This window comes from Pontibacter lucknowensis (assembly GCF_900156415.1).
In the GTDB taxonomy this organism is placed as follows: Bacteria; Bacteroidota; Bacteroidia; order Cytophagales; family Hymenobacteraceae; genus Pontibacter; species Pontibacter lucknowensis.
In genome coordinates this window covers 831,872-844,526 of record NZ_FTNM01000001.1, presented here as the reverse complement: position 1 = coordinate 844,526, position 12,655 = coordinate 831,872, and the positions used below count along the sequence as shown (strand labels likewise).

The window sequence follows — 12,655 nt, the reverse complement described above, 5'->3', positions numbered from 1 at the left end:
TGCATCAGGATAGCTTTTTGATACGACAGCGGGAAATGTTAGGTTGGAAATGCTATAGCTTATCAATCGTGGCGGTAAGGCTACCTCTGGCATTGACAACAGCCTGTATACCTGTAGGACCCAGGTAAATATTCTCAAGCGCCAACTCACTGACAGCCCCACGCAGCAGTACCGACTCGTGCAAGCGACCTGACTGGTTCAGCGTATGCTGCAGCATGTTGCGCACATCAGTCAGCTGGCTTTGCACCGGTATGTTCACCTGGCTTTGAATCATCTCCTTGAACTTGTTCTTGGCCAGCCAATTGGCCGTATTCAACAGCATGTCCCTGGTGTCGAGGTCATAGTCCACGTCACGCAGCCTGATAGAGGCAGTTTGGGCATCGTAGTAAGGTGTGCCGCGCAGGTATAGCTTGCCTACCAGTTTTTTAGTGAAGAGCCCGGCCTTTGTTTTGCCGTCCACGTCCAGCATCAGTACCAACTGCTCGCCACTTGGGGTGATGGCGGCGTCTTTTACGGTAAGCTGGCTTTTGCCCTCGTCGAAGGTATAGGTTTGGTTAGCTACTTGCTGCTGCATCAGACTGCTTGCATGGGCATAAGGGACGGTAGCGGTCAGACCAATCTGAATGTCGTCACTCATTCTGCTGTCGATGATCAGGCGGGGCAGGTTCTTGTTTACTTCTGTTTGTGGCTTGCCGTCAGTGCTCACCTGTATAAAAGAGCTGATGCCGATGCGGGTATGCAAACTGCCGTTCTGAGCGTATAGCGGAGCCATGCGCACCTCTTGCGGATTCACGGTGAGCCAGGCATTGAGGTTGTCGTCCAGCTTCACAGGCTGCTGCAGCTGCACCCAGGTGTTGGCTACGTACTGGCGCAGGTTCAGACGGCTTTGGATTTCTTTGTCCAGCTGGCGGGCGATGGTGTTCATCTGCTGCTTCATGGCGGGCTCTATAAAACGGGCCAAGCCGATCTTAAGCGGACCCAGGTTGATATAAGGCTTGGTATCGCCCCACTCAAAATTGCCGCTGGTAATGGTGTTTACTTTGTAGTCATCGGTCAGGCCAAAGCGGCTCTCAGTGCGCACGACCATGTCGAAAGAAGTAGCCTCGGTCTTGCTGAACGACGGGCAGGCCTTGCAGGGCTCCCACTGCCAGCGCCCCTTGGCGTATACCTGCAGCGGCACACTAAAGTAGAGTTTGTCCTTATCGGCCCGGATGGTCATGCGGCCCTTCTTGAGCACGGTCACCATCAGGTTGTCATCGTCCAGGTTGTCATCTTTGTAAAGGGCGCCCTGGATTTCCTGGTTCAGCTTGTCTTCGATAGTAGCCAATGGGATGGAAACAGGTATACTGACAGAGGAGAGCTTCGGCTTATAAACAGGCGCATTTGACACAGTAGCCGCTGGGGCAGTAGTGTTCAGGCGAGCAGTACTGGAGCATGCCTGAAATGCAAGCAGGCTGTTGAGTACAAACAAAATAAAAACAAGCTGTAGGGTAGTGAGTCGGAACACGCGGTATAGCCTTCTAAATTATGGCGCAAGTTAAGGGCATTTGTCCATTGTCCGTGCTCGACCCGATGTGTTATTATCTGGTTTCCGGACTAGCTGGTTGTAAAAGCCGGGACAGCATAGCGCGAATGCCTTCTTCGGTGTCAACAATGCCGCACTCCTGAATTGTTCCTTTTAGGTAAGAAGCGAAAAATGGCGTGCCCGTGAGCTTGACCTCCTGACTGGATACTGGATTCTCGCTGGCGCTCATGCGCGCAAAGGTGATGCTGCTGTATTGTGGTTCCGTGGAGAACTTTCGAAAAGAAGGGGAAAGCTGTTTGCAGACCGGGCAAGCCGGGTCAGTGAATTTTACGATTACTCTTTCTTTTTCAAATATCAGCTGCCTTAGCTTATCGTCATTTATATCAGTTACAGTCATGATCTTGTGTTTTGGGTCGTCGCATGCTTGCCAGGCCCTGCGACTATGCTTCTGTAACTTATAGACGTTTTGTGCAAAATATAGGTTAACTGCTGAATAAGAAAACAGCCGCCAACAAGATGCTGGCGGCTGATTGTATAAGTGTAGCTAATCTTTAATTTTTATTAAAATACAAAACCAAGGCGTATGCCTCCGGTTGAGAAAGGGGAGAAGCTGATGCTGTGATAGCCTTCCAGTTCCTGCGAAGAGTTAGGTAAATCTCTTTTGAAGGTGGTTTCAATGTCGTTGTATTTGTTATAGCGCACGCCTGCACCAAGTTCGAATCCCACGTAAAAACGTGGCGCAACATAATAGTCGACACCTGCCAGACCGTTCAAGCCTATGTTGAAATTGGCTCGATCCGCTGAACTGTTATAAGCTGTCGATCCCTTTACAGTGTAGTGGTCCGTTTCATACTTCGATGTTCTGAAACCAATCGGCAACTCAACTCCGATATAAGGCGAAAGCCTGTTTGTGCCGCCAAAGTGCCTTTCTATACCTGGTACCAGGCTAATGCCGAAAGTAGAGCTATAGACCTCAGCATCCATTTTGCTATAGGTGTAGTCCAGACTGGTGCCTAGTCGCAGCGCCTTATTTTCGGCCGTAAACTTACGGACGCGCAGCTGGCCACCGTTCAGGAACGTGCCATATTCCAGATTGACACTGACTTCAGTAGTAATGTCGCCAGTAGTTGGCTTATAAGTTTTGCTTTCAGATGGGGTATCCACCACAATCTGCGCCTGCGCTGTGAAAGCCGCGGCCAGGCAGCAGGAAAGGGCTAGTAGTTTTAGTTTCATATAGATGATTTGGTTAAGTATATATAGCCGAAACCAAATATTATGCCATGTTGAATAGTTTAAGGTATAAGTATGAATAAAAATTGTTCTGAATAGAGGTGCTCAAATGTAGCTGACTGGTATACAGGATGTTGATTTTTAAATAAAAAACGGGTGGTGCTTTTGCACCACCCGTTTTCGGTTATTCATATCGTATTATAAGACTTCAGGAAGATCTCACTTAAAGCTCAATGGCCGGATCAGTCCTCCGTTCGTAAGTCCCCTTTCTATCAAATCAGAGACCTATACCTAGGCAAGGGTTTGCTCTTCTTTCATCTTCTTGAGGTTCAGCAGCATGTCCTCAGTCATGGCATCGAGGTCGTAGGCAGGTTTCCAGCCCCAGTCCTGCTGGGCAGTGCTGTCGTCGATGCTCTGCGGCCACGAGTCAGCGATCTGCTGACGGTAGTCGGGCTTGTACGTAGTATCGAATTCAGGTATAAACTTGCGGATCGATTCGGTGATCTCTTTCGGAGAGAAGCTCATTGCGCTCAGGTTGTAAGAGTCACGGATCTTTACCTGCTCAGCCGGCGCGTGCATCAGGTCCAGCGTTGCCTTCAAAGCATCCGGCATGTACATCATCGGCAAGTAGGTGTCTTCGCTCAGGAAGCACTCGTATGTCTCGCCTTCCAAGGCTTTGTGGTAAATGTCCACGGCGTAGTCGGTGGTGCCACCACCCGGCAGAGCCTTGTAGCCGATCAGGCCAGGGTAGCGGAGGCTGCGCACATCGAGGCCATACTTCTGGAAGTAGTACTCGCACCAGCGCTCGCCTGCCTGCTTGCTCACGCCATATACAGTGTTAGGGTCCATCACAGTATTCTGGGGCGTGTTCTGGCGCGGGGTGTTCGGGCCGAACACGGCAATAGAGCTTGGCCAGTATACCTTCTGCACCTTGTGCTCCAGCGACAGGTCCAGCACATTGAACAGTCCTTCCATGTTCAGTTTCCAGGCGAACTTAGGGTTGCGCTCACCTGTGGCGGATAGCACCGCTGCCAAGTGGTAGATCTGCTTGAATTTATATTTGGAGGCCAGTTCGGCCAGTACGTTTGTGTCCAGTACATCCACCTTCTCAAATGGGCCTGAGTCGCGGAGGTCAGCCTGCTTAGGAGCCGCGATATCGGCTGCCACTACATTAGAACCGCCATACATGTTGCGGAGCTCCAGGGTGAGTTCAGAGCCAAGTTGTCCGCAGGCGCCAATCACCAATACCGTGTCACTTGTGTTTGCCATAGTCAGAGTAAATTTTTGTACAAAGTAACCGATTTCAGGGCAATCCTGAAAGGATAAGAACAAGAATCCCAATGCTCCTGAGTATAAGCGCATTGAGGAAGGGGACAGGTTTAAATAGAAAACGCCTGCCAAAGGCAAGCGCTTCATGCTCACTAAATTAATCTTAACCTAATACTTTCACCACGAACCAAAGGTATAGCGGCTGATTGGGTACTGAAATAGCCGCTTGCAGATTTAATGATTAAGTAATGCAATGGTAAAATAGAAATAATGCCAGCCTGTTTCAGGAGTGCGATTTTCTTATATTTGTTGAGCAAAAGGCCGCTGCAATGAGTATGGCAGGCCTATAAAGCGAATATTAAACACGATTCAGGCCTGTTTCCGTACCTTTGCAGGTATAGCACACGGTCAGCGCACTATGACGTTTGAAGAGTACCTCGTAAAAAAGCGGATAAACAAGGAAGCCTTTGCTACAGAGGACCCGGCCCGGTACCAGGCCTGGGAGAGCATGTATGCGCAAATGCATCCCAACAGCTTCTATGTGGCCGTGAAAATGGTGCTCAACAATGTACGGCTGCGCTACCACCTGCGTGAAGAGGACGTGCCGAAGCCGGCCACTACGGCTGCTCCACGACCGGCAGCCCGACGAGCTGCCGGTCCAGTTCCAAAGCCTGAAGCCGAAAGCCCTGCCGCTATACCTGTCGCACCTGATGTTCCACAGGAAACAATTGAGGAAAAGCCAGTTATACCTGCTGCAGCTCCTAAGCCAAGGCCCGTGGTGCGGCGCCCTGCTGCCTTAAAACCACCTGTAGAAGGAGAGGAAGCCACAACTGCAAATAAACCGGCAGAAGAGGCCGCTAAACCACCAGTACCACGTGCCAGACCAGTGATCAAGCGCCCGGCCGCCCTTGCAAAACCAGAAGATCAGCCAACTAACCAGGAGCAGGATACCAAAGCTATACCTGAGCTTTCCGCTACTTCAGAAGCAGCAGCTGAATCTGTCAAGCCTGCTGCCCGTCCGAGGCCTGTGATTAAACGGCCTGCCGCGTTGCAAAAGCCGATACAAGGAGAAGCGCAACCTGCTCCGGAAAAGCCAGCCGAAGGTATAGCACCTGCAAACGAAGCAGCTGCAGAAGCTTCAAAGCCACCACGCCCAAGGCCAGTGATCAAAAGGCCAACTGCCTTGCAAAAGGCTGCGGAAGAACAGCTGGCTCCAGGTACAGAAGATAAACCAGCGGCTGCAGAGACAGCACCAGCAGGCACGGATAACCCGCCACAGCCTGCTGCCGAAGATGCTCCGAAACCGCCAAGGCCACGGCCTGTCATCAAACGCCCGGCTGCCTTAACCAAACCGGCTGCTCCGGAAGCGAAGTCAGAGGAAGCAAGACCTGCAGCGGACGACACTGCTATACCTGACGCTACTGCAAACGTATCATCGGAAGAATCAGCAGCGAAATCACCAGCAGCAGGTGCAGTGCCAGAGGCACCAACAACAGGAGCAGAGCAAAATACACCGGAAGCCGAACCAAGTGCTGCGCCGCCAGCCAAACCGCCTCGTCCGCGCCCGATCATCAGGCGGCCGACACCGCCGGCTCCTGCAGCAGAATCAGAGCCAAAAGCAGAAGAGCAGCAGGAGGGAGGTAAGCCAGCAACGGACAAGCCTGAGGCAGCAACTGGAGAGCCGCTTATACCTGAGCCGCAACCGGAAAAGCCGAAACCACCGCGACCACGGCCCATTATCCGCCGTCCGCCGCCCAGAACAGAGGAATAAGCAGGTGCTATACCTGCCCGATTAAAATAAAACAAGTAACAGCTTAACGAAGATAACCCATGTACGAAACCTTAAAACCAGATTTGGAAAAACAGCTAGCCGAGATCAAGGAAGCTGGTTTGTATAAGCAGGAACGTATCATCACCACTCCGCAGGGAGCTGATATCGATACGACTCAGATGCAGCATGTGCTGAACTTCTGCGCCAATAACTACCTGGGCCTGTCGGCTCACCCAAAGGTGATCGAGGCAGCCAAGCATGCTATCGATACGCACGGTTATGGCATGAGCTCTGTACGCTTTATCTGCGGCACGCAGGATATCCACAAAGAGCTGGAGCAAAAGCTGTCTGAATTCCTGGGCACCGAAGACACCATTCTTTACGCAGCGGCTTTCGATGCGAACGGTGGTGTGTTCGAACCTTTGTTCGATGCCGAGTCGGCGATTATATCGGATGCGCTGAACCACGCTTCTATCATCGACGGTATTCGTCTGTGCAAAGCCCAGCGTTTCCGCTACGAGCACAACAACATGGAAGACCTGGAGGCAAAGCTGCAGGAGGCCGTGAATGCCGGCACCAAGCACCGCATCATCGTAACAGATGGGGCCTTCTCTATGGATGGTACAGTGGCGCAACTCGACCAGATCGTGGAGTTGGCTGATAAGTACCAGGCTGTGCTGATGGTAGACGATTCGCACTCTACAGGCTTTATGGGCAAAACGGGCCGTGGTACGCACGAGTACCACAACGTGATGGACAAAGTGGACATCATCACCGGTACGCTAGGCAAAGCACTGGGCGGTGCCATGGGCGGTTTCACGTCTGGCAAGAAAGAGATCATAGACATGCTACGTCAGCGCTCCCGTCCGTACCTGTTCTCTAACTCACTGGCTCCATCTATCGTGGGTGCTTCCATTGCGGTACTCGATATGCTTAGCTCTACTACTGAACTGCGCGACAAACTGGAGTGGAACACAAAGTACTTCCGTGAGCAAATCACAGCCGCTGGCTTCGACATCAAGCCGGGCGACCACCCGATTGTGCCTGTAATGCTATACGATGCACCGCTGGCGCAGGAGTTCGCGGCCCGCATGCTCGACAAAGGCATTTACGTGATCGGATTTTACTATCCGGTTGTTCCAAAAGGGCAAGCCCGTATCCGTGTGCAGCTTTCCGCGGTGCACGACCGCGTTCACATCGACAAGTGTATCGCCGCATTCACAGAGGTTGGTCGCGAGCTTGGCGTGATCAAGTAAGATTGCAACTATATCAAGGTATAGAAACAGCCGCTTCCGTTGGGGGAGTGGCTGTTTTTTATTACCTTGTCATTATCAGGATCCAAATACCTGCTCTACCTATGAATAATGTCAAAATAAAGGCTGGTCAGTTGCTGCTCGGCACCGTGCTGGCCTGGCTGGTTATTTCATTTCTGGCTTATGTCACGGCAGGTATACGGGGTGAGGTAAACCTGACGGGTACACTGCTCCAGATCACGTTTTACTTTTCTATTCTGCTTTCAGCGGAAGCCTACCTGAGTATGATGCTCAACCCGCAGTGGGTACGCGTGAACCTGGGTATGGTACTGCTGCTATGCGCCCCGGCACTGGCTTATCTGGCCTGGTTTGTCAGTCAGATCCTTTTCGGGTAAGTCGAACCCTTCTCAACATTAAGCTAACTTTATGTTCTTCTGTTTTATCGGAAACGACCCTTTCTTTGGCTCTATCTTCCTGCTGGTAGCTGCCTACTATATACTGGTGGTGCTCTCGCTGCTGCACCTGATCTTTAAGACAAATTATAACCTAACGGAGCGCTTGCTCTGGATGGTCGTGCTCTGGGTAGTGCCCGTTTTTGGCCTGTTGGCCTACTGGGTATTCTGGAAAAGAAGAGAAAAAGCATAGACGCAAAAAAGCCTCCGCTTAGCGGAGGCCCTTTTCCATAGTTCTAAGTATAGTTTCTTTAAGTACGCTTTGGCTATTCTTGTTCTTTAGAAGCGTCCTGGCCTTGTTCATCAAGGGTGATCGTGCCAGTCTGGCCTTCTTTGTTTGTCAGGGCGATTTCGTAAACAACTTTTGCGTTCGCGTCACCTTCAGCTGGCTTCACTTTGTAGATATCGCCTACAGTCCACTCTTTGTAAGCTTCGTGATCCAATACCGCCTTTACAGGGGCTGGAAGCTGATCTTTGGTAACTTTTTCTCTATTGTCGTTCTGAGTTTGCGTCTGTGCTTGCTCAGCAGCCTGTGTAGCTTGTGCGTTCGCATCGATAGATGTAAAACCAAGTAAGGCAATGGCGGCTGCTAAAAAAGTTGCTTTTTTCATGTTATGTTAGTTTAGTTCGATTAACATTTGTTGCGCATAGCCCTATTGGCATAACCGTGCCAGAACCATTTAAATTGCATAATGCACTGTTTATTAACTGGTTGTGTGTTTTGTATGGGTTTCGCAAACTGTGGAAGAGCACAGGGTGATGGGGAAATATTTCCACACTTTGTGGTGCGTGCCCACCATGTAACCCTGGCTGCAGGTACGTAACAGGTATAGCTTCTGAGCCCATGGCAATAAAAAAAGCCAGTCCCCAAGGACTGGCTTTGCTATCGTTATAGGCTTATACCTTACGCTGCACTCACCGATTTCTCTGCAGGAGCTGGAACAGCGGCTGGCTTCTGGTCTGTGTCGAACAGGAACTGGTTGAGTTTCACGCGCAGGTCGGCAGAGGAAAGGTTGCGGAATACCTCGGCATTGCGTACCAGCGCGATCTGGCCTGTTTCTTCGGATACGACCAGCACCACACTGTCGGTTACTTCCGTAAGGCCGATGGCAGCACGGTGTCGAAGACCCATGGAGGCGGGTATCTCGTTGTTCTCCGTTACAGGCAAAATGCAACGGGCCGCTTTGATGCGATTGCCCGAAATGATCACAGCGCCATCGTGCAGCGGACTCGTCTTGTTAAAGATCGACATCAACAGTCGCTTGGAGATCACGGCATCGATCAGGTCACCCGATTCAGCGTAGTATTTCAATTCGGAGCTTTTGGCAAATACGATCAGTGCACCGGTATTTTTGGCGGCAAGTGATTTAGAGGCTTCAATAAAGGGAGTGAGGCTGAGCTTCTCCACCTGATCGCGTCGCCATGGGAAACCACGGAAAAGTCGGTCATTGTTGAAGGCGGTGGTTTTGCCGATCAGCAAAAGGAAACGCCGGATCTCGGGCTGGAATACAATGATGGCTGCGAGTACACCCACTCCCATAAACTGGCCGAGGATGATGCTGAGGAGCTCCATGCCTGCGGCCCTTACCACCAGGTATAGCAGGTATACGGAGAGCAGGCCCAGGAAAATCTTAAGCGCCACACTACCAGTCAGAAGTTTATAGAGCTGGTAAAGCAATACCGTGACGAGCAGGATGTCAAGCACATCCAGCAGCTCAATTTCCAAAAAGCCTACTGTAAATAAAGGAATCAATGCGTTACTTTCGTGTATAGTTGGATAGTCTGTTTTGTTTCTTTTACGTCGTGCACCCGCAAAATGTCGGCACCTTTTCCTAACGCGATGGTATTGAGTGCTATTGTGCCGGCCAGTGCTTCAGATTGGTCAATGCCCAGGTATTTGTAGGTCATGGACTTGCGGGATACTCCCACTAATAACGGTAGCTCAAGTACACGTAGTTCCTCAAGTCGGTGCATTAGCTCAAAGTTCTGATCCACAGTCTTGGCAAAACCAAAGCCAGGGTCTAAGATGATGTCGTTCACACCTAAGCTTTTTAACTGCGCCACCTTGACCTGCAGCTCGTCCAGCACATCCAGCACAAGGTCTTGGTAGTCCGTGAGGCTGTTCATGGTCTGCGGCGTGCCGCGCATGTGCATCAGGATGTAAGGCACCTGCATTCGCGCCACCGTTTCGAACATGGCCTCGTCGAGGTTGCCGCCCGAAATATCGTTGATGATGGAAGCACCCGCCTTTACACTGGCCTCAGCTACTTCGGCCCGGAAGGTATCCACGGAAATCACAGCTCCCGGAAAAGCCTGCATGATGGCCTCAATGGCAGGTATAACTCTATCCAGTTCTTCGGCTGTTGAAACATCCGCAGCGCCCGGCCGGGAAGAGTAACCTCCCAGGTCAAGAATGTCAGCTCCGTCTTCCAGCATGCTTTTGGCTCGTTGAACAACTTCGTCGGGAGAGCTCAGGCGGCTGCCTGCATAGAAAGAGTCAGGTGTAACATTGAGGATGCCCATGACCAGCGGCTTATCCAGCGAAAGGATTTTTCCGCGGCAGTTAAGTGTACTTTTCTTTCGAAAAAACTTATCTTTCGATTCCAATGTTGGCGTATCTGTCAATCGTTTAAAATTAAAGCTAAAAAGTTGATTAGTCAAACACTCCAGGAATATAATCAGGTAGTAAACCGCTGCAAAGATACCTTCGTCAAGAAGACCAAAGACTACGGCACCGCCTGGCGCGTGCTGCGACTGCCGTCCATCACCGACCAGATCTTTATCAAGGCGCAGCGCATCCGCTCCATACAGGAGAAGGGCAGGCAAATGGTGGAGGACGATATCCGGGACGAGTTTGTGGGCATCATCAACTACTGCGTGATCGCCTTGATGCAACTGGGCCTGCAGGAGAGTGACGAGCTAACGCTTTCGGCAGAGGAGGTGGAGCGTATGTACACAGAGCACATTGAAGAGAACATCAAACTGCTCAACGCCAAAAACCACGACTACGGCGAGGCCTGGCGCGACATGCGTGTGAGTTCCATCACTGACATTATCCTGATGAAGCTCTACCGCACCAAGCAGATCGAAGACAACGAAGGCCAGACCCTGATTTCGGAAGGCGTAGAAGCCAACTACCGCGACATGATCAACTACGCCGTGTTCGCGCTGATTAAGTCGGGGTTTGCGGAAACGGTGAAGTAAGGTATAAATTAGATGCACACAAGTATGTCATCTTGACGATAGGAGAGATCTGAAGCTCTGTTATGTGAGACAGTTTCAGATTTCTCTGAGCTACGCTCGCCCCCTTCGACTCACGTCTCGGGCGTGTTCGGAATGACAAAACGCTGAAATGGAAGATAGCGGGGTGTGCGGGTGATCCGGTTATTGTGATTCCCTAAACTCCCAAACTCTTAAACTCTCAAACTCAAATGCGATACATCACCAAATTTTTCTGGCTTTTTGTAGGAGTCCTGTTTATTTTCTCGGGCCTGATCAAGATCAACGATCCGGTAGGTACAGCCATTAAACTGGAGGAGTACTTTGAAGTATTCGCCCACGATATTTCACCCGTATTTCTATCACTGGTGCCGGCGGCGCTGTTTCTTTCCATCTTCCTGAGTGCGGCTGAGATCGTGCTGGGTGTGGCGCTGCTTATCCGCTGGAAGCTCAAAGAGGTACTATGGCTGCTGCTGGCCATGATCGTTTTCTTCACCTTCCTCACCTTCTACTCGGCCTACTTCAACAAAGTAACCGACTGCGGCTGCTTCGGCGATGCCATCAAGCTCACGCCCTGGGAGTCGTTCACCAAAGACATCGTGCTGCTGGTGATGATTGTGTGGCTGCTCTTTTACCGCAGACACCTGCAGCCACTGGTGCAGCCTAAAGTAGGAGCGGCCGTAACAGCCCTTACCGCTTTAATTTCGGTTGGCATCGGCTGGTACGCTTATGAGCATCTGCCTTATGTCGATTTCCGCGCTTATAAAATAGGCAATAACATTCCGGCCCTGATGAAACCTTCAGCACCGCTACGCTACAAGTATGTGATGGTGAAAGATGGAGAAGAGGAGGAGTTTGAGGAGTACCCGATGGATGAAGCCTATACCTTCAAGGAGATGGTAGCGGTGAATCCGGAGGATGGTCCGAAGATCACCGACTTCAACGTATGGAACGATCAGGGTGACTTTACGCAGGAAATCCTCAGCGGCAACAAGCTGCTGGTGATCGTGCACAATGTAGAGAAAGCCAATCGCAGCAACATCGAGGAAATAAGCAAGCTGGTGCAGGAAGCCGAGCAACAGGGTATAACGCCTGTAGTCATCACTTCCTCCGGCCGTCAGGAGTTTGAGGCCTTCCGCCACGAGGTGGGTCTGGCTGCTCCGTACTTCTTCGGCGACGGCACTGTACTCAAAACCATGATGCGTGCCAACCCCGGCACCATGCTGCTGCAGGACGGCACCGTAAAAGGCATGTGGCACCACAACGACACACCAGATGTGTCGGAGCTGGTGAGCTTGCTGTAAAAGCACTATACCTTAGCTTTGAGCACGCAACGCATTTTCCTGATCGGTATGATGGGGGCTGGCAAGACCACTTTGGGTCGACAGCTGGCTGAGCGGCTGGGCTATACCTTCGTGGACCTCGACGAGTACCTTGAGCAAAGGGAAGGCTGCAGCATTGCGCAGCTGTTTGCCGCAGGGGGGCAGGAGGGCTTTCGACAGAAGGAACGGCAGGCGATGGAGTCGGTGGTGCAGGAATTTGAGCAAGCTGTGGTGGCTACTGGCGGCGGCACACCCTGCTTCTTCGACAACATGGCATTTATCAACCAGCACGGCACGAGCATTTTTCTGGACGTGCCGTCTGAAGAACTCACGCAACGACTGCTTTTGACAAACCTGAGCCAGCGTCCCTTGCTGGCTCAGAAAAGCGAAGAAGAGCTAAAGGATTTCATAGTCAAAACATTAGCTGAACGTCTGGTATTCTACAAGCAGGCTAAGTATACGGTATCGGGAAAAAGGTATAACATTGGACGGTTAGAATCGTTAGTTAAACCATAACAAAAACTCCTCGTTTCCGCTTATGTGTTGCAGCGGATAAATACATACGGGATACCTAATATTTAACTAATTTTGCGGTAAAAATCCGTTTTTAGCAA

At 51.1% G+C, this 12,655-nt stretch carries 14 protein-coding genes; 7 read left to right on the top strand and 7 right to left on the bottom strand.

Translation table 11 applies throughout. The annotated features are described in order from the left end of the window. Window positions 1–52: 52 nt before the first annotated feature. From BW972_RS03800 to BW972_RS03785, 4 genes are all read right to left on the bottom strand, one after another. Window positions 53–1,507, bottom strand: coding sequence for a DUF4403 family protein (locus BW972_RS03800; RefSeq protein ID WP_234986287.1), 1,455 nt, complete (start codon window positions 1,505–1,507; stop codon window positions 53–55). A 73-nt stretch (window positions 1,508–1,580) separates the two neighbouring features. Then, complete coding sequence (locus tag BW972_RS03795; RefSeq protein ID WP_076421131.1) at window positions 1,581–1,922, bottom strand: thioredoxin family protein; 342 nt, start codon at window positions 1,920–1,922, stop codon at window positions 1,581–1,583. A gap of 164 nt (window positions 1,923–2,086) precedes the next feature. Next, window positions 2,087–2,758, bottom strand: a complete 672-nt coding sequence (locus BW972_RS03790; RefSeq protein WP_076421129.1) for an opacity family porin — start codon at window positions 2,756–2,758, stop codon at window positions 2,087–2,089. A 288-nt stretch (window positions 2,759–3,046) separates the two neighbouring features. Beyond that, entirely contained in the window at window positions 3,047–4,024 is a 978-nt protein-coding gene (locus BW972_RS03785) for an NAD-dependent epimerase/dehydratase family protein (RefSeq protein WP_076421127.1), read from the bottom strand. Between the two features lie 418 nt (window positions 4,025–4,442). On the opposite strand from BW972_RS03785, the gene BW972_RS03780 reads away from it, so the two are divergent. From BW972_RS03780 to BW972_RS03765, 4 genes are all read left to right on the top strand, one after another. Continuing rightward, the gene (locus tag BW972_RS03780) at window positions 4,443–5,795 is read left to right on the top strand and encodes a hypothetical protein (protein WP_076421125.1); all 1,353 of its coding nucleotides are present in this window, start codon (window positions 4,443–4,445) and stop codon (window positions 5,793–5,795) included. Between the two features lie 59 nt (window positions 5,796–5,854). Further along, entirely contained in the window at window positions 5,855–7,051 is a 1,197-nt protein-coding gene (gene kbl, locus BW972_RS03775) for a glycine C-acetyltransferase (protein WP_007652288.1), read from the top strand. 101 nt (window positions 7,052–7,152) lie between these two features. Next, a complete protein-coding gene (locus BW972_RS03770; RefSeq protein ID WP_007652290.1) occupies window positions 7,153–7,443 on the top strand; it encodes a hypothetical protein in 291 nt (96 codons plus the stop codon). Window positions 7,444–7,474: 31 nt separating this feature from the next. Further along, window positions 7,475–7,693 carry a PLDc N-terminal domain-containing protein gene (locus tag BW972_RS03765; protein WP_007652292.1) on the top strand — a complete coding sequence of 73 codons (219 nt, stop codon included), beginning with the start codon at window positions 7,475–7,477 and terminating at the stop codon, window positions 7,691–7,693. A gap of 73 nt (window positions 7,694–7,766) precedes the next feature. Here the strand turns inward: BW972_RS03765 and BW972_RS03760 are convergent, their stop codons facing one another. The 3 genes from BW972_RS03760 to folP form a co-directional block, all read right to left on the bottom strand. Then, a complete protein-coding gene (locus BW972_RS03760) occupies window positions 7,767–8,111 on the bottom strand; it encodes a hypothetical protein (RefSeq protein WP_007652294.1) in 345 nt (114 codons plus the stop codon). A 293-nt stretch (window positions 8,112–8,404) separates the two neighbouring features. Continuing rightward, on the bottom strand, window positions 8,405–9,253 hold the full coding sequence (gene cdaA, locus BW972_RS03755; protein ID WP_007652295.1) for a diadenylate cyclase CdaA: 849 nt from the start codon (window positions 9,251–9,253) through the stop codon (window positions 8,405–8,407). Beyond that, window positions 9,250–10,107, bottom strand: coding sequence for a dihydropteroate synthase (gene folP, locus BW972_RS03750; protein ID WP_076421123.1), 858 nt, complete (start codon window positions 10,105–10,107; stop codon window positions 9,250–9,252). Before folP ends, cdaA begins: the two co-directional genes overlap by 4 nt. Before the next feature lie 42 nt (window positions 10,108–10,149). Between folP and BW972_RS03745 the strand changes: the two genes are divergently transcribed. The 3 genes from BW972_RS03745 to BW972_RS03735 all read left to right on the top strand — a co-directional run bounded on the left by BW972_RS03745 (window position 10,150) and on the right by BW972_RS03735 (window position 12,557). After that, complete coding sequence (locus BW972_RS03745; RefSeq protein ID WP_007652301.1) at window positions 10,150–10,704, top strand: DUF1599 domain-containing protein; 555 nt, start codon at window positions 10,150–10,152, stop codon at window positions 10,702–10,704. A 227-nt stretch (window positions 10,705–10,931) separates the two neighbouring features. Further along, window positions 10,932–12,023: a BT_3928 family protein gene (locus BW972_RS03740; protein ID WP_007652302.1), complete on the top strand. Its 1,092-nt coding sequence runs from the start codon at window positions 10,932–10,934 to the stop codon at window positions 12,021–12,023. Window positions 12,024–12,041: 18 nt separating this feature from the next. Next, on the top strand, window positions 12,042–12,557 hold the full coding sequence (locus BW972_RS03735) for a shikimate kinase (protein ID WP_076421121.1): 516 nt from the start codon (window positions 12,042–12,044) through the stop codon (window positions 12,555–12,557). Window positions 12,558–12,655 lie beyond the last annotated feature (98 nt).